This is a genomic window from Fusobacterium sp. FSA-380-WT-3A (assembly GCF_012843705.1).
Classification (GTDB): domain Bacteria; phylum Fusobacteriota; class Fusobacteriia; order Fusobacteriales; family Fusobacteriaceae; genus Fusobacterium_B.
In genome coordinates this window covers 45,288-62,861 of the sequence record NZ_JABAFQ010000003.1, presented here as the reverse complement: position 1 = coordinate 62,861, position 17,574 = coordinate 45,288, and the positions used below count along the sequence as shown (strand labels likewise).

Genomic DNA, 17,574 nt, shown 5'->3' with positions numbered 1-17,574 from the left:
CTATATTTTTTTTAAATTTCAAGTGTTTTATTATAAAAAATTAAAATTTTTTAGTAAAATTTTCTAACCAAAAAACTTCTTTTTCTTCTAAAAAAGGTCTTAATGTGTTGAAAACACGATTATTAAAATTATTTAACCATTCTATTTCATCTTTAGATAAATATTCTAAATCTACAGCATCAAAATCAAAAGGAACAAAAGTTATAGTTTCAAAATTTAAAAAAGTTCCATACTCATTTTTACAAAATTCTCTTGTTAAAATTTCATTTTCAAGACGAATTCCATATAGATTTTCTAAATATATTCCTGGTTCAACAGTTGTTATCATAGATTTTTTCATAGGTACTTGGCTAGTTCCTCTTAAAATATTTGGTCCTTCATGTACACTACCTACATATCCAACTCCATGACCTGTAGCACATCTATAATCAAGAGTTAAATTCCAAATTACATTTCTAGCAATAGTATCTAAATTTCCACAAAGAGTCCCTTCAGGAAATTTTGCTTTAGAAAGAGAGATTAAACTTTTTAAAACATAGGTATAGTGTTTTTTCATTTCTTGAGTAACTTCACCTATTGCAAAAGTTCTAGTTGTATCACTACTTCCAAATAAATAATGTCCTCCTGTATCCACAAGTAAAAAATTTCCTTTTTCTATATTTGAATAAGAATTTTCAGTAGGTAGGTAGTGCATCATAGGAGAATTTTTACCAAAAGCAGCTATGGTACTAAAATTATTTCCAAGATAACTACTATCTTTTTTTCTAAATTCTTCTATCTTTTCTACTATATCAAGCTCTGAAATTTTTTTATCTTTTATATTTTTTAACCAATACATAAATTTAGTTAAAGCAATACCATCTTTTATATGAGCTTTTATTGTATTATTTATTTCAGTTTCATTTTTTATTGCTTTTAGTAGTATTGTAGGATTTTCTTTATTTATAACTTTTATATCTTTATTTATACTCTCAATAATAAAACTATTTGTATTTTGATAATCTATTAAAATAGTTTCATTAACAGAAATATTTTTTATATAATTATATATTTCAAAATAATCAAATATTTCTATAGAGTTTTTATTTAAGTAATTTTCTACATTTTTATCAATTTTTGAAATATCTACAAATAATAAAACTTTATCTAAAGTTATTACAGAATAAGATAAAATAAAAGGATTATATTGAATATCATTTCCTCTTAAATTGAATAACCAAGCTATATCTTCTAATGAAGATAAAATGTAAGTAGTACAATTATTTTTTTTCATATTGTCTCTTATTAATTCTAATTTTTTATTAAAAGACAATCCTGTATAAGTTTCATCTAAAATATAGGCTTTTTCTTTTGGTAGAACTGGTCTATCTTTCCATATTTCATCAATAAAATCTATATTATTTTTTATTTCAAAATTATTTTTTTTAGAAATTTGAAATATTTTATAGTAAGTATCATATGAAAATAATCTACCATCAAAACCTAAAATTTGATTTTTTGAAATATTTTTTTCAATAAATTCTAAAAGAGATGGATAACCTGTAACAGCCATCTTCATTAATTTTATTTCACTATCTTTTAATTCTTTTTCACACTGACTAAAATATCTTCCATCAGTCCAAAGGAAAGACTCAGTTTCAGAGATTAAAAGAGTTCCATTAGAACCAGTAAAACCTGATACAAATCTTAAAGCTTTAAAATAACCACAAGGATATTCACTGTTGTGGTAATCTGAAAGTGGTAAAATAAAAAAGTTTATTTGATTTTTTTTCATTAAATTTCTTATTTTATTAATCTTTTTATTAGTTAAATTATCCATAATTTTTTTAAAAGCATTATATTTTCTTTGCTAAAATAGAAATATTTTTTAATTATAAAATTTTATTTATTATTAGCAATTTATAAATATAATACTCCTATCCTCCTAATTTTTTTTAATATTATATCATAAAAAATATACAAAAATTATACCTTTTAAAAATTAAAAAAAATTTGTATAATAAAATAAAAAAGGGAGGAAAGTTATGGAAATAAATAAAGAAAAAGAATATGAAATATTAGAGGGGAAATTTGAAGAAGATAAATTAACAGAAGAAAATTTTAATACAGATGAATATAGAAAGTTTTTTGAAGAGGATAATTTTTGGGATAAAATTAAAAAATTTGCAACTAAAATAGGAGTTAAGGGAATTTATTATGCTCTTATTCTATATTATATTTTACAAAGAGATGATATTTCTATTCAAGAAAAAGCCTTGATAGTTGGAGCTTTAGGTTATTTAATTGCTCCAATAGATTTAGTTCCAGATTTACTTTTAGGAGTTGGATTTATTGATGATATTGCAGCTCTAACAATAGTTATTAAAAAATTAAGTGATTATATTGATGAAGATGTAAAAGGAAAAGCAAAATTAAAATTACAAGATTGGTTTCCTGAGTTAGATGAAGATTTAGAAAAATATATATAAATTTTTAAAGGAGAATAGATGTTTGAGTTCTTTATAGCTAAAAAACACATACTAGAAAAAAAGAAACAAAGTATCATAGGTATTATAGGGATAATGATAGGAATTACTGTATTAATTGTCTCTATTGGTATTTCTAATGGACTTGATAAAAATATGATTGATAGTATTTTATCATTAAGTAGTCATGTTAGTGTATATGATGTAAATAATAAAATAGAATATGAAAAATTAGAAAAAGAAATAAGAAAAATTCCAGAAGTAAAGGGAGTTTTACCTAAAATTTCTACTCAAGGACTTATTAAATATAAAGGAGTTTATGGAGATTATATTTCTGGGGTAAAAATAGAGGGGTTTGATATAAAAAAAGCTCAAGAAGCTATTGAGTTAGATAAAAAAATAGTTGCTGGAAAGATAAATCCTCAAAAGAAAAATGGGATTTACATAGGAAATGAATTATACAAACAACTTGGAGCAAAAATAGGGAATAAAATCACTGTGGTATCAGCAGAAAATCAAGAGTTACCTTTTGAAATAGCTGGAGTTTTTGAAAGTGGTTATTATGAATATGATATAAATATGGTAATTATTCCTTTAGAAACAGCTCAATATATGATGTATATGGAGGATAGAATTACAAATTTAGAAATAACTCTTTATAATCCTTATGAAGCTGAAAAAATTTCTAATGAGTTGTTTGAAAAATTTGGAGTATTTAATAGAACTTGGGGTTCTCAAAATAAAAATTTATTATCTGCTTTGGCTTTAGAAAAAACTGTAATGATAATTGTATTTTCTTTAATAGTTGTTATAGCTGGATTTGTTGTTTGGGTTATAATGAATATGTTGGTTAGAGAAAAGATAAAAGATATTGGAATAATGAGAGCTATGGGATTTACTAAAAAAAATATAATGAAAATATTTTTAATAGAGGGAATGCTTTTAGGAGTTATAGGAATTTTTATAGGAGTAATGCTTTCTTTAGGAATTTTATGGTATATAAAAAATTATTCAATAGCAGGAATAACAAGTATTTATTATTTAAGCAAAGTGCCTATAGAAATATCAGCAAAAGAGATTTTAATAATAGTATTTATAAACTTTATAGTAATATTTTTATCAAGTATATTTCCAGCTTATAGAGCAGGAAAAATGGAAACAATGGAGGCATTGAGATATGAGTAATATACTAGAATTGAAAAATATTTATAAAGAATATAAGGGAGTTAGTGAAACTTTACATATATTAAAAGATTTAAATTTAACTATTGAAGAGGGAGAATTTATATCTATTGTAGGAAAATCAGGTTCTGGAAAATCTACTCTATTAAATGTTATTGGACTTTTAGATACAATAGATAGTGGAGAGATTTATATATGTGGAGAAAAAATAGATAGGGGAAATCATAAGAAAATAGATATATTAAAAAATAAAGATATTGGTTTTGTTTTTCAATTTCACTATCTTTTACCAGAATTTACAGCTTTAGAAAATGTAATGTTACCAGCTTTACTTACAAATTATAATGATAAAAAAAATATAGAGGAAAAGGCAAAAGACATTTTAAATAAGGTTGGTTTAGGAGAGAGATATTATCATAAACCAAATCAATTATCTGGTGGAGAAAAACAAAGAGTTGCCATAGCCAGAGCTTTAATAAATAATCCAAAAATAATTTTAGCTGATGAGCCTACAGGAAATTTAGATGAGGAAACAAGTAATGAAATTCACAATCTTTTAAAAAAGATAAATAAGGAAAATAAACAAACAATAATTGTTGTAACTCACTCTAGAGAATTGGCAAATATAACAGATAAAAGTTATTCTGTAAAAAATGGAAAATTATTTTTAGAAAATTAAACAAAAAAAACAAAAAATTCGTCTAAGGGTTATAAATAACTTCTCTAGAAGAGGGAGAGAGTTATAAAAATGGTACATCAAGATTATACTAGAGGTACTAGAAGGAGTGGTGTTTATGAAAATATCTATAAACGGAAGACATTTAGTTGTTACAGACCCTATTAATGATTATGCAGTAAAAAGAGTAGAGAAATTAGATAAATTTTTCGACCGTATTAGTGAAGTTGTAGTTACATTATCAGCTGTAAAATTAAAAAAAGGGCCTTCTCATACTGCTGAAATGAGAGCTCATATTAACGGAACAGTATTAAAAGCAGTTTCAACAGAGGGAGACCTTTATGTAGCTATAGATAAAGCAACAAGTATATTAGAAGGACAAATAAGAAAATATAAAGAAAAATTAAGAGATAATAATGATGTTGTTTCTCAAAGAGTATTTAAATTTGATTTAGCAACAAATACAGTTTCCACAGAAGCAACAAAACAAATAGTAAAAGTTTCTATGGAATCAAAACCTATGACATTAGATGAAGCAATTCTTCAAATGGAAACTTTAGGAAAAGATTTTTACATCTTTAATAATGAGGAAACTCAACAAATGAATGTTGTTTACAAAAAAAGAGATGGAAACTATGCTCATGTAGAGCCAACAGATGAATAAAAAATATTTTGCAGGTCTTTTAAGACCTGCTTTTTAATGAAATAGGGAGGAGATATGAAAGTAAAATTAATAGAACCATTAGTTGTGTCAAAAAATGTAATAGATAATTTAAGCAAAGAAATAATAAATATGGGACATGAATTTATTTATTATGATACTAAAACAACAGATATAGAAGAGATGAAAAAAAGAGTTTCTGATGCTGATATTTTAATGATAGCTAATAACCCATTACCTAATGAAGTTATTGAATCTGCTCCTAATTTAAAAATGATTTCAATAGCTTTTACAGGATTTGACCATGTTGGAAAATTAGTTAAAGAAAGAAATATAATTGTGTGTAATGCTGCTGGTTATGCTAATAATGCTGTGGCTGAATTAGTAATTGGATTGACATTAGATTTAATGAGAAATATAAATAAATGTAATTCAGCTATAAGAAAAGGTGGAACTATAGCTGGACTTATTGGTGGAGAAATAAGAGGAAAAACTGTTGGAATTATAGGAACAGGTAGAATAGGAACAATGACAGCTAATTTATTTAAATGTATGGGAGCTAACTTATTAGGATATGATGTAGTAGAAAATGAAGAAGCAAAAAATTTAGGAATAAGATATGTTAATATAGATGAGTTAATGAAAACTTCAGATATAATTTCCCTTCATCTTCCATTAGATGATAATACTAAAGGATTTATTTCTAAAGAAAAATTAGAATTAATGAAAGAAACAAGCATATTAATAAATTGTGCTAGAGGTGGAGTAGTAGATAATAAGGCTTTAGCTGAAATACTAAATGAAGAAAAAATAGCTGGAGCTGGAATAGATGTCTTTGATATGGAGCCACCTATTCCATCAGATTATCCATTATTAAATGCTAAAAATACAATTTTAACTCCACATGTGGCCTTTGCTTCACACGAATCAATGAAAATAAGAGCTAAAATTACTTTTGATAATGTAATTAATTATTTAAAAGGAACACCGACAAATATTGTAAAATTATAAAAGTAGAAAAATAAGTTTTCATTATAAAAATATATAGTGAAAACTTATTTTTATTTTAAAATATTCAACAAAATGTAAAAATCAAAATAAAAAATGTTTAAAAAAAAATGTTTAAAAAAATATTGACATATAAATAAAATTATTCTATAATAAATTCATTAAAAATATATTTTTGGGGGAGAAGATGGAAATTATAGAAAATTTTATAGTTGCTATTGTAAGAGGATTAAATAATCTTTTATGGGGAGACCTTTTTACAATTAGTATTGGAAACACTAAAATAGGATTAAGTATAATGGTATTAATTTTATTACCAGTAGGAATATTGTTTACAGTAAGAACTAAGTTTTTACCATTTAGATTATTTCCTGAAATGATAAGAGTTACTTTAGAACCTAAAGAAACAAATAATGAAAAAGCAATTTCAGGATTACAAGCTTTAATAGTGGCTACTGCTACAAGAGTTGGAATGGGAAATCTAGCTGGAGTAGCAGCTGCTGTTTCTTTTGGAGGAGCTGGAGCTGTATTTTGGATGTGGGTAGTAGCTATATTTGGAGCTGCTACTTCATTTGTAGAATCTACTTTAGCTCAAATTTACAAAGAAAAAGACCCACTATACGGAGGATTTAGAGGTGGACCTTCTTACTACATAAGTAGAATGAAATTAATGACAGAGGTAAGAGCTGATGATGTTCTTGTAGAAGAAAATCTTGATGAATCAGATGTAGCTTCAACAACATATGGAACTCACTACAGACAATCTTGTGGTTTTAAAACAATAGCTATTTTATTTTCAATTTCAGCTTTAATTTGTTGGGCTGGAATAAGTCAAATTGTAGCTAACTCAGTTTCACAATCATTTGTAAATGCTTTTTCAATTCCACCTTTACAAACAACAATAGCTTTAGTAATTATTTCAGCTATTATTATATTTAAGAAAAATAGTGTAGTAAATATTTTAGATAAAATAGTTCCTATAATGGCTTGTTTATATCTTTTAATAACTATATTTATTATGATAAAAAATATTGGTTTATTACCAAGTATGTTTGGAGAGATATTAGAGGAAGCTTTTGGATTTAAACAAGTTGTATCTGGAGGATTTGGAGCTGTAATAATGAATGGGGTAAAAAGAGGATTATTCTCAAATGAAGCTGGTTCAGGTTCAGCCCCTAATGCAGCAGCAGCAGCTGATGTTTCTCATCCTTCAAAACAAGGTTTAATTCAAGCTTTTGGAGTATTTATAGATACATTATTTATTTGTAGTTGTTCAGCTTTTATAATTTTATTGGCTCCAAATGATTTAACAAAAGGTTTAATGGGGATGGATTTATTACAAACTGCTATGAATTATCATATAGGAGAAATTGGAGTTATATTTATAGCTGTTATTTTATTTCTATTTAGTTTTAGTACTTTCTTAGGAATTATGTTTTATTCAAGAGGAATATTAGCTTTTTTATTTGGAGATAAGTGGTGGGCTCAACACGCTTATAAATTAGTTGGATTATTAATGTTATTCTTTGGAGGAATAGCTCAATATAACTGGGTTTGGGATTTAGGAGATTTAGGAGTAGCATTAATGACAGTATTTAATATGATAGCAATAATTCCATTATCAAATCAAGCTATAGCTTCCTTAAGAGATTATGAAAAAAAAAGAAAAAAATAGAAAGCAAATAAATTTTAAGTCATTGTAAAATTTTACAATGACTTTTTTATAAAATTAATTAAAAAGTTTTTATATAATGATAAAAATATTTAGATTTTTATAAAAAAACAATAATAATTTATAAAAATTTAATTTTTAGATTTTTCTCTATTTTATAAAAATATGTTATAATTTATAAAAAATAGGAGGAAAAAATGTTAAAAGATATAGCCAAAAAATATTATTTAGAAAAATCATATAATTGTGCTGAAAGTATATTTTTAGCAAGTAATGAATATTATAATTTAGGACTAGATGAAAAAATGAGAGAAGTGGTGACAGCTTTTGGTGGAGGAATGGGTTGTGGTAGAACTTGTGGAGCTTTAACAGGAGGATTATCTATTTTAGGAGTTATGGTACATATGGAAAAAGAATTATTTCATAAAGTATGTACAAAATTAATAGAAGATTATGAAAAAAAATTAAAAACAAGTATGTGTAATGAATTAAAAATAAAATACAAAACTGAAAAAGAAAGATGTTGGAAAACTGTAGAGATAGCAGCTGATGTTTTTGAAAAATTTATTGAGGAAGTAGCACCAGAATATAAGAAGTAAAAGAAAAGGGAATTTTGTAATTCCCTTTTTATAATTTTGACAAAATCTATATGATATTATATAATGAACTGATTAGATAATTAATTTTAGGTGAAAACAATGAAGAAAAATATAATGATTTTTATTTTCTTTTTTTATTCTATTATGGTAAATGCCGTTTCTATAGAAAAAGAAAGTAATCAGAAAAAAGAACAATACATTGTAGCTGTAGAGGGAAAACAACCACCTTTACAGTTTATAGAGAATGGAGAAATTAAGGGATTTAATATAGACTTATTAAATTTGATAGGAGAAAAATGTAATATAGATTTTAAATTTATCCAAATGGATAAAAACAAATCTTTAGAAAAATTGAGAAAAAGAGAAGTGGACCTTATTTTAGGAATTAGGTTTGAAAAAGAATTGGAAAATAAGTATAGGCATACAGAAAGTATTGGGGATTATACTATTTGTATAGTTGCCCCTAAAAATAAGATAAATAAATTAAAAGAAGGATTTGGAAATTCAAATTTTTTAGTTGGAGTAGAAAAGGATTCTTCTGAATATAATTATTTGAAAACAATGAAAAAAATAAATTTTAATATTGTTTTTGACCAAAAATCTTTATATGAACTTTTAAAATTAAATAGAGCAGATTTTATAATTGGTGTTAAAGAGATAGCTGAATATATGCTTTTAACAGATGAGTTTAAAAATAAATATGAGATAGTCAATAGTTATACAGCCCCTGTAAGTTATTATATAGGAGTACCATATATAAATGAAAAACTTATAAAAACTTTGAATGAAGAGATTAAAAATTTAAAAATTACAGGAGAATATGAAAAATTATTTTTTAAATGGAATAAAGAAGCAGAACTAGAAAGAGAAAAAGAGATGCTAAAAAAATTAAAAACAATATCAATAGTAGCTGGATTTTTAGTATTAATATTATTAGTAATTTCCTTTTTAAACCTTCAATTAAAAAAAGCAGTAAAAGAAAGAACTTCAGAACTTAGAAAAAGTAATGAAGAGTTAGAGAAAAAAATTATAGAAATTAGAAATAATAATGAATTAAATAGTATAATTTGTGAAAGTAGTCCTAGATGTATAACAATTTTAGATAGATTTAGAAGAATAACTTTTATGAATAAAAATGCAATTAATTTATTTTGTCCTAAAGGAGATTTTAAAGGAAAAACTTATTATAATTATCCAATAATAGAAAAAATTTTAGGAAATGGGATTTTTGAAGAAACTGTATTTAAGAATAAAGCTCATATTACAAAAGAGATAAAAGTTTTAAATAATGAAAAAGAAGAATATTATAGATATACTTTATATCCTTTATTAGATTATCAAAAAAATAATATTGGAGTATTTTTGACAATGGAAGAGTTTACAGAAGAAAAAAGATATAAGGATAAAATAATGAGAAAAGAAAAAGATGCTGCCATAACTACTATAATAGCAGGAATAGCTCATGAAATAAGAAATCCAATGACTGCAATAAAAACCTATATAGAATTATTGCCAATAAAAAAAGATAATGAAAAATTTAGAGAACAAATAGTAACTATAGTTCCTAAAGAGGTAGAGAGAGTAAATAAATTGATAGAAAATTTAATAGATTATGTAAGACCGAAACAGAATCTAATAAATACTATAAATATATATGAGATTATAAATTCTTCAATTATTTTATTGAAACCAACTTTGGATAAAAATAAAATAAAATTAGAACTAAATATATTAGATAAACTTATAACAAAGGGTGATGCAGGACAACTAAAACAAGTTATAATAAATTTACTTTTAAACGCCATTGATGCTATTAAAGAAAAAAGAGAAAAATTAAAATTAGAAGAAGAATTAAAGATAAAAATTAATGGTTATATAGCAGAAAATTATATTGTCTTAGAAATTTTAGATGAAGGAATAGGAATGACAGAGGAAGAATTAAAAAATATTTTTGAAGTTTTTTATACAACTAAAAGTAAGGGAACAGGATTAGGTCTATCTTTATCTAAGCAACTAATAGAAAAAAATAATGGACAATTATATGTTGAAAGTAAAAAAGAAAAATATTCAAAATTTACAATTATTTTCGAGGTGATAAATTGAAAAATATACTTATAATAGATGATGAAATAGGAATTTGTTCTTCTTTAACCTTTGCTTTAGAAGATAAATATAAAGTATATTCTACATTAAATCCAAATGAAGGGTTAGAAATAATAAAAACTGAAAATATAAATTTAGTTTTATTGGATTTAAGAATAGGAGATATAGATGGATTAGAAGTTTTAGAAAAGATAAAAGAGATAAATAAAGATATTATAGTAATAGTTATGACAGCTTATGGGTCTATTTTATCTTCTGTTGAAGCAATGAAAAAAGGGGCCTATACATATTTAACAAAACCAATGAATTTAGAAGAATTATATATAGTTATCAGTAAAGCTCTAGAATATCAGGGAATGAGTGAGGAGATTCAATATCTTAATAAAGAATTACAAAATAAATATCAATATGAGGGAATAATTGGAAAAAGTGAAGGGATGAAAAAAATCTTCAATTTAATTGAAAAATTAAAAGATGTAGAAACTAGTGTTATGATTACAGGAGAAAGTGGAACAGGAAAAGAGTTGGTAGCAAGGGCAATTCATTTTTCAGGAAAAAGGAAAAATAATAAATTTGTAGAGGTAAATTGTGCTGCAATTCCAGAAGGATTATTAGAAGAGGAATTTTTTGGGCATAAAAAGGGAACTTTTACAAATGCTATATCTGACAAAATTGGAAAATTTCAGTATGCTAACAAGGGGACAATTTTTTTAGATGAGATAGGAGATATGAGTCTTAATCTTCAATCAAAATTATTAAGGGTTATTCAAGAAAAAAGTTTTATTCCTTTAGGAGCCAATGACCCTATTGAAATAGATGTTAGAATTATAGCTGCTACAAATAAAGATTTGAGAAAGATGGTAGAAGAGGGAACTTTTAGAAAAGATTTATATTTCAGATTAAATGTTATAGAATTAAAAATTCCACCATTGAGAGAGAGAAAAGTTGATTTACCACTTTTATTTAATCATTTTATAAATATTTCTAATAAAGAGATGTCAAAAGATGTAAAAGGAATGAATAGAGAAGTAGAAAAACTTTTATTAGAATATGATTATCCTGGAAATGTAAGAGAGTTAGCTAATATTATAGAATGTGGAGTTTTATTATCCCAAGGAGAAATTATAGAAAAAGATGCTTTACCAAATGGTTTTATAGAGAGATTTACTAAAGATAAAAAAGAGGAATATGTTGTAGAGGGAAAAGATTTAACAAATATGACTTTGAAAGAGGTAGAGAAACTTTTAATAGAAGTGGTATTAAAGAAAAATAATGGACATAGGAAGAAAACTGCTGATATGCTTGGAATCAGTGAGAGAGGATTAAGGAATAAGATAAATGAGTATGAGTTACAATAATAAAAAAATAGTAATAATTATTTTAAGTTTAATATTAAGTTTAATAGGTTATGGAAAGGATAAGAAACCTTTTATAAGTATAGGAACAGGACCAATAGATGGAGTTTTCTACCCAACAGGAGTTGTTATTGCTGAAATTATAAAAGAGGCTGGATATAATTCTTCAGCTCAATCTACAGCTGGTTCAGGAGAAAATATAGATTTTCTATTTCTAAAAAAAGTGGATATGGCTATATCTATGTCAGATTCAGTATATCAAGCTTATAATGGAGTTGGTGCTTATAAAATAAAAGGTCCTATGAAAAATCTAAAATGTATTACAGGTTTACATCCAAATTTTACTCAGATAGTTACTCTAAGAGATTCAGGGATAAAAACTTTTGAAGATTTAAAAGGAAAAAGAATAGGAATTGGAATATATAATTCTGGTGTAGAATTAAATGCTAGATTGTTATATGAAGCTCATAATATGAAGTATGAAGATAGTGATATAGTATATTTAACTCCTGGAGAAATTATAGAACAATTAAAAAGTAATCTTTTGGATGCAATATTTTTAACAAATACTATTCCAAATGAAATAATTTATAATTTAGCCAATGAAGTTCCTATAAGTTTTGTTGAAATCAGTGATGAAGGGTATAATAATTTAAAAGAAAAATGGCCATTTTTCTTTAGAGGGATAATTACTCCAAATGATTATAATATTAATAAATCAGTAAAAACAGTTGCTGTACAAAATTTATTATTAGTTGATGGAAATTTATCTGAAGATGTTGTTTATGAAATAACAAAAGCATTTTTTGAAAATTTAGATAAAATAAAAGAAACTCATATTTCTGTAAAGAGAAATGTTTCTTTAGAAAATTATTCAAAAAATGTAGAAATACCTTTTCATGAGGGAGCTATAAAATATTATAAAGAAAAAAAATTATGGAAGTAAAAATTTAAAGTTAAAAATATGATTTTATATAGGAGAAAATCATTGACAAAATAAGCTTTTTATGTTAGAATAACAAAGTTAATAACTAGATATTCCGCTAAAAATTATAAAAATTATTATGAATATCTAAAGGGAGGATTTATAAATGAAAGAAAAATTAATCGCTCTTGTTGAGCAAAATTATTTAAGAACTGATATCCCTCAATTTAAATCAGGAGATACAGTAGGAGTTTACTACAAAGTTGTAGAAGGAAACAAAGAAAGAGTACAATTATTCCAAGGAACTGTAATCAGAGTATCTGGTTCTGGAATTGCTAAATCATGTACAGTAAGAAAAGTAGTAGACGGAGTTGGAGTAGAAAGAATAATACCTTTAAACTCTCCAATGGTAGATAAAATAGAAGTTGTTAAAGTAGGAAGAGTAAGAAGATCTAAACTTTACTACTTAAGAGGACTTTCTGGTAAAAAAGCAAGAATTAAAGAACTTAGAAAGTAGTAGAAAAAGCCATTGCAATATTTTGCAATGGTTCTTTTTTATATATTGGAGGAGAAATGAAGGAAGTTTTAAAAACTTTTGAGGAACTTACAGGAAAAGAAGTTTATGAAATTTGTAAACTAAGAAATGAAATATTTATAGTAGAACAAAATTGTCCCTATTTAGATTTAGATGGAAATGATGAAAAATGTTTACACCTATATTTTTTTGATGAAATGAAAAATGAAATTATTTGTTATTGTAGAGTTATACCAAAAGGAATAACTTGTGTTACAGCTTCAATAGGAAGAATAGTTGCTAATCAAAAATATAGAAAAATGGGATATACAAGAGAAATGTTAATAAAAGCTATTGAAATAATAGAGAAAAGGTTTGGAGAAAAAGAAATAACTATTGGAGCTCAAAATTATTTGAGAAAATTTTATTCATCTTTGGGATTTATCCCTACATCAGAAGTTTATGATGAAGATGGAATTCCTCATGTTACCATGAAGTTAAAAAAATAAAAAATTAATATTCATTTATTAAAAGGAGAATATTGTATTGGAATTTTACAATATTCTCTTTTTTTATTATAAAACATTTTTTAATTGTTAACCTAAATTTATTTTTATTTTGAAATATCAACCTATTTATTTTATAATGAATTTAATTTTATTAAAGGGAGTGATATAAAAAATGCAAGGATTTTTTATTACAGGAGTAGGGACTGATGTAGGAAAAACTTATACTTCATCATTATTTTTTAAAGAATTGAGAAAATATATAAAAACAGATTATTATAAACCAATTCAAAGTGGTTGTTTTTATGAAGGAGGGAAATTAACAGCACCAGATTTAAAATTTTTATCTAATTTTAGTGGAATCTCTTATGATTCAAAAATGTGTAGTTATATGTTAATTCCAGAAGTATCTCCACATTTAGCTAGTGAAATAGAAAATAAAAATATAGATATGAAAATAATTTATAATGAGATAGAGAGAAAAGAAAAAGAAACTTTTATTTTATTAGTAGAGGGAGCTGGTGGTGTATATGTACCAATTATAAGAGATGAATTTTATATGTTTGACTTTATGAAAAAAATTAACTATCCTGTAATTTTAGTTGCAAATACAAAAGTAGGTGGAATAAATCATGCAATGCTTACCATAGAATTTTTAAGGAGTAAAAATATAAAAATTCATGGAATAGTTTTTAATGGATATACAGAAAAAGATTTTGAAAATGACAATATAAAAGTTGTTTTAAAAGATAGTAATATTAAAAATTATTTAGTTATAAAAGAAAATCAAAATGAAATAGAAAAAAGTCAATTATTTAATTTTTTTAATTTGGAGGATAATTTATGTTAAGTGATTTACAAAAAAGAGATTTAAAATATATTTTTCACCCTTGTTCACAAATGAAAGATTATGAGAAATTTCCTCCAATAGTTATAACTAAAGGAGAGGGACTTTATGTTTATGACGAATTTGGAAAAAAATATATGGATTGTGTGGGAAGTTGGTGGCTTAATCCTTTAGGACATTGTAATCCAAGAATAAATAAGGTAATTAATGAACAAATAAATACAATAGAACATATTATTTTTGCAAATTTTTCTCATAAACCAGCAATAGAATTATCAGAAGAACTTATAAAATTAGTTCCAGAGGGACTTACAAAATTATTTTTTGCTGATAATGGGTCTTCAGGTGTTGAGATAGCTTTAAAATTGGCCTTACAATCACAACATCAAAGAGGGTATACAAAAAAACATAAATTAGTTACTATAAAAAATTCTTATCATGGGGAAACAATAGGAGCTTTAGCAGTAGGGGATATAGATTTTTTTACAAAAAAATATAAACCACTTATAAAAGAGGCTATAAAAGTTCAAGGTCCAGATTGTTTTAATTGTCCTTTCAAGAAAAATTATGATAACTGTGAAGCTGAATGTTTTTGTGAAATGGAAAAAGTTTTAACAGAAAATCATGAGGAAATTGTAGCAACTATAATAGAACCTATAGTCCAAGGGGCTGGAGGAATGAAAATTTATTCTCCAATTTATATGAAAAAATTGAGAGAATTGACTAAAAAACTAAATATTACAATGATAGTAGATGAAATTGCTATGGGATTTGGAAGAACAGGAAAGATGTTTGCTAGTGAATGGGCTCAAATTTCCCCAGATATTATGTGTGTTGGAAAAGCTCTGACAGCAGGATATTATCCAATGTCTATAGTTTTAATGACTGAGGAAATTTTCCAATCTTTTTATTCAGAATATTTAGAGGGAAAATCTTTCTTACATTCTCATAGTTTTTCTGGAAATCCAATTGGTTGTAGAATAGCTTTAGAAGTTTTAAAAATTTTTAAAGAGGAAAACCTTTTAGAAAAAATAAATGCTAAAGGTGAATATCTAAAGAGAAAAGCTTTAGAAATTTTTAAAGATAAAGATTATATTGGAGAGATAAGACAAATTGGACTTATGGGAGCTTTAGAAATTGTAAAAGATAAAAATACAAAGGAAAGATATAATTCTAAAGATAGAGTAGGATATGAAATATATAAAATAGCTTTAAAACATGGGGCTATATTAAGACCATTAGGGGATACTATGTATTTTATGCCACCATATATAATAACTTATAAAGAAATTGATGAAATGTTAGAGATTTGTAAAAAATCTATTGAAGAATATATAAACTCAAGAAATAGTGATGAAAATGGAAATAAATAAGATAGAAGAGAGATTGAGAAAAAATAAAGAGGAAAAAAATTTTAGAAGTTTAAAAATTATTGATGAGAATAGATTAAATCTATCTTCAAATGATTATTTAGGAATTGGACAAGATAAAAATTTAAAAGATAAATTTTTAGAAGAATATAGGAATGAGATAAGTTTTTCTTCTAGCTCTTCAAGACTTATAACAGGAAATTATAAAATAATCAGAGAATTAGAAGAGGAATTAAATAAAATTTATGGAAAAAAATCTCTTGTTATGAATAGTGGTTTTTCAGCCAATAAAACAATAATAGAAACTTTTTATAATAAAGATTCTTTAATAATAACTGATAGATTGAATCATGCTAGTATATATGATGGAATTTTAGCCAGTGGTAGTAAAATAATTAGATATAAACATTTAGATGTAAATCATTTAGAAAACATATTAGAAAAATATCATAGAGATTATTCAGATATTTTAGTTGTGACAGAAACAGTTTATAGTATGGATGGGGATATTGCCCCTATAAAAGAGATTGTAAATTTAAAGAAAAAATATAAGTTTGATTTAATGGTTGATGAAGCCCACTCCTATGGAGTTTTTGGGTATGGAATAAGTTATGAAGAAGATTTAATAAAAGACATTGATTTTATAACAATTCCTTTAGGAAAAGGTGGAGGTTCCATAGGAGCATATATAATTTGCTCAGATATTCATAGAGATTATTTAATAAATTTTGGAAGAGAATTTATTTATACAACAGCTTTGCCTCCTGTAAATAATTTATGGAATCTTTTTATTTTAAAGAATATGAAAAATTTTCAGGAAAAAAGAGAAAAATTAGAAGATTTAAAAAATTTTACTTTAAATAAAATAAAACAGATGAAATTAAAAACAACTTCTACTTCTCACATTATAAGTTTAATAATAGGAGATAATGAAAAAGCTGATATTGTGTGTAAAAATCTTAGAGAAAAAGGTTATATAGTTTATCCAATAAAAAGTCCAACAGTTTTAAAGGGCAGTGAAAGAATGAGATTAGGATTAAATCCAAATATTTCAAAAGTTGAGATTGAAAAATTTTTAGAGGAGTTTAAAAATGAATGCAATAATCTTTTTTAATGGTTGGGGAATGAATGAAAATGTAATAGAAGATTTAAAAATTCCAGAAAATTTTATTGTAAAAACTTTAACTTTTCCATATTTACTAGAAAAAGAGCAATTAAAGGAATTTGAGAATATTTATTTTGTAGGATGGTCTTTTGGAGTATATTACCTTTCTAAATTTTTATCAGAAAATTCTCAAATAAAATATAAAAAAATTATTTCAATAAATGGGACACCAGAAATTATTGGAAAATTTGGAATAGAAGAGAAAATTTATAATTTGACTTTAAGAAATATGGATGAAAAAAATATTGAAAAATTTTATATAAATATAGGATATAAAAGCAAAAGTAATGAAAAAAATATTGAGAATTTAATAGAAGAATTGAAATATTTAAAGGAAAATTATAGACCACAAAATAATTATATTTCAACTGCAATAATTGGAGAAAAAGATATTACAATACCAACTAAAAATCAAATAAAATTTTATGAAAAAGAAAAAACTAATATTATAAAATTACCTATTTCTCACTTTCCTTTTTATTATTTAGATAGTTGGGAAAAAATTATAAATATTGATGAGGGATAA

Annotated in this window: 17 protein-coding genes; 16 read left to right on the top strand and 1 reads right to left on the bottom strand. The window is 24.7% G+C overall.

Going from position 1 to position 17,574, the window contains the following annotated elements; genetic code table 11:
• Positions 1-40: 40 nt before the first annotated feature.
• Positions 41-1,819 carry an aminopeptidase P family N-terminal domain-containing protein gene (locus HF862_RS03455; protein WP_170186537.1) on the bottom strand — a complete coding sequence of 593 codons (1,779 nt, stop codon included), beginning with the start codon at positions 1,817-1,819 and terminating at the stop codon, positions 41-43.
• Between the two features lie 205 nt (positions 1,820-2,024).
• Here HF862_RS03455 and HF862_RS03450 point away from each other — a divergent pair, with 205 nt between their 5' ends.
• The 16 genes from HF862_RS03450 (at position 2,025) to HF862_RS03375 (ending at position 17,574) form a co-directional block, all read left to right on the top strand.
• Entirely contained in the window at positions 2,025-2,468 is a 444-nt protein-coding gene (locus tag HF862_RS03450; RefSeq protein WP_170186536.1) for a YkvA family protein, read from the top strand.
• An 18-nt stretch (positions 2,469-2,486) separates the two neighbouring features.
• Positions 2,487-3,650 (top strand): ABC transporter permease, encoded by a 1,164-nt coding sequence (locus HF862_RS03445; protein ID WP_170186535.1) that lies wholly within the window; start codon positions 2,487-2,489, stop codon positions 3,648-3,650.
• Positions 3,643-4,326 (top strand): ABC transporter ATP-binding protein, encoded by a 684-nt coding sequence (locus HF862_RS03440; RefSeq protein ID WP_170186534.1) that lies wholly within the window; start codon positions 3,643-3,645, stop codon positions 4,324-4,326. Before HF862_RS03445 ends, HF862_RS03440 begins: the two co-directional genes overlap by 8 nt.
• A 115-nt stretch (positions 4,327-4,441) precedes the next feature.
• Complete coding sequence (gene hpf / locus HF862_RS03435) at positions 4,442-4,987, top strand: ribosome hibernation-promoting factor, HPF/YfiA family (RefSeq protein ID WP_170186533.1); 546 nt, start codon at positions 4,442-4,444, stop codon at positions 4,985-4,987.
• 54 nt (positions 4,988-5,041) lie between these two features.
• On the top strand, positions 5,042-5,995 hold the full coding sequence (locus HF862_RS03430) for a 2-hydroxyacid dehydrogenase (protein WP_170186532.1): 954 nt from the start codon (positions 5,042-5,044) through the stop codon (positions 5,993-5,995).
• Positions 5,996-6,179: 184 nt separating this feature from the next.
• On the top strand, positions 6,180-7,667 hold the full coding sequence (locus HF862_RS03425) for a sodium:alanine symporter family protein (RefSeq protein WP_170186531.1): 1,488 nt from the start codon (positions 6,180-6,182) through the stop codon (positions 7,665-7,667).
• 194 nt (positions 7,668-7,861) lie between these two features.
• Entirely contained in the window at positions 7,862-8,263 is a 402-nt protein-coding gene (locus HF862_RS03420; RefSeq protein ID WP_170186530.1) for a C-GCAxxG-C-C family (seleno)protein, read from the top strand.
• 99 nt (positions 8,264-8,362) lie between these two features.
• Complete coding sequence (locus HF862_RS03415) at positions 8,363-10,366, top strand: transporter substrate-binding domain-containing protein (RefSeq protein WP_170186529.1); 2,004 nt, start codon at positions 8,363-8,365, stop codon at positions 10,364-10,366.
• The gene (locus tag HF862_RS03410) at positions 10,363-11,724 is read left to right on the top strand and encodes a sigma-54 dependent transcriptional regulator (RefSeq protein ID WP_170186528.1); all 1,362 of its coding nucleotides are present in this window, start codon (positions 10,363-10,365) and stop codon (positions 11,722-11,724) included. Before HF862_RS03415 ends, HF862_RS03410 begins: the two co-directional genes overlap by 4 nt.
• Positions 11,711-12,667 carry a TAXI family TRAP transporter solute-binding subunit gene (locus HF862_RS03405; protein ID WP_170186527.1) on the top strand — a complete coding sequence of 319 codons (957 nt, stop codon included), beginning with the start codon at positions 11,711-11,713 and terminating at the stop codon, positions 12,665-12,667. The genes HF862_RS03410 and HF862_RS03405 overlap by 14 nt, the downstream gene beginning before the upstream one ends.
• Positions 12,668-12,812: 145 nt before the next feature.
• Positions 12,813-13,163 carry a 50S ribosomal protein L19 gene (gene rplS, locus HF862_RS03400; RefSeq protein WP_170186526.1) on the top strand — a complete coding sequence of 117 codons (351 nt, stop codon included), beginning with the start codon at positions 12,813-12,815 and terminating at the stop codon, positions 13,161-13,163.
• 56 nt (positions 13,164-13,219) lie between these two features.
• Positions 13,220-13,669, top strand: coding sequence for a GNAT family N-acetyltransferase (locus HF862_RS03395; protein ID WP_170186525.1), 450 nt, complete (start codon positions 13,220-13,222; stop codon positions 13,667-13,669).
• Positions 13,670-13,841: 172 nt separating this feature from the next.
• Entirely contained in the window at positions 13,842-14,516 is a 675-nt protein-coding gene (gene bioD / locus HF862_RS03390; RefSeq protein WP_170186524.1) for a dethiobiotin synthase, read from the top strand.
• Positions 14,510-15,886, top strand: a complete 1,377-nt coding sequence (gene bioA / locus HF862_RS03385; RefSeq protein WP_170186523.1) for an adenosylmethionine--8-amino-7-oxononanoate transaminase — start codon at positions 14,510-14,512, stop codon at positions 15,884-15,886. Before bioD ends, bioA begins: the two co-directional genes overlap by 7 nt.
• Positions 15,873-16,997 (top strand): aminotransferase class I/II-fold pyridoxal phosphate-dependent enzyme, encoded by a 1,125-nt coding sequence (locus HF862_RS03380; protein ID WP_170186522.1) that lies wholly within the window; start codon positions 15,873-15,875, stop codon positions 16,995-16,997. The genes bioA and HF862_RS03380 overlap by 14 nt, the downstream gene beginning before the upstream one ends.
• Positions 16,975-17,574 carry a pimeloyl-ACP methyl esterase BioG family protein gene (locus tag HF862_RS03375; protein WP_170186521.1) on the top strand — a complete coding sequence of 200 codons (600 nt, stop codon included), beginning with the start codon at positions 16,975-16,977 and terminating at the stop codon, positions 17,572-17,574. The genes HF862_RS03380 and HF862_RS03375 overlap by 23 nt, the downstream gene beginning before the upstream one ends.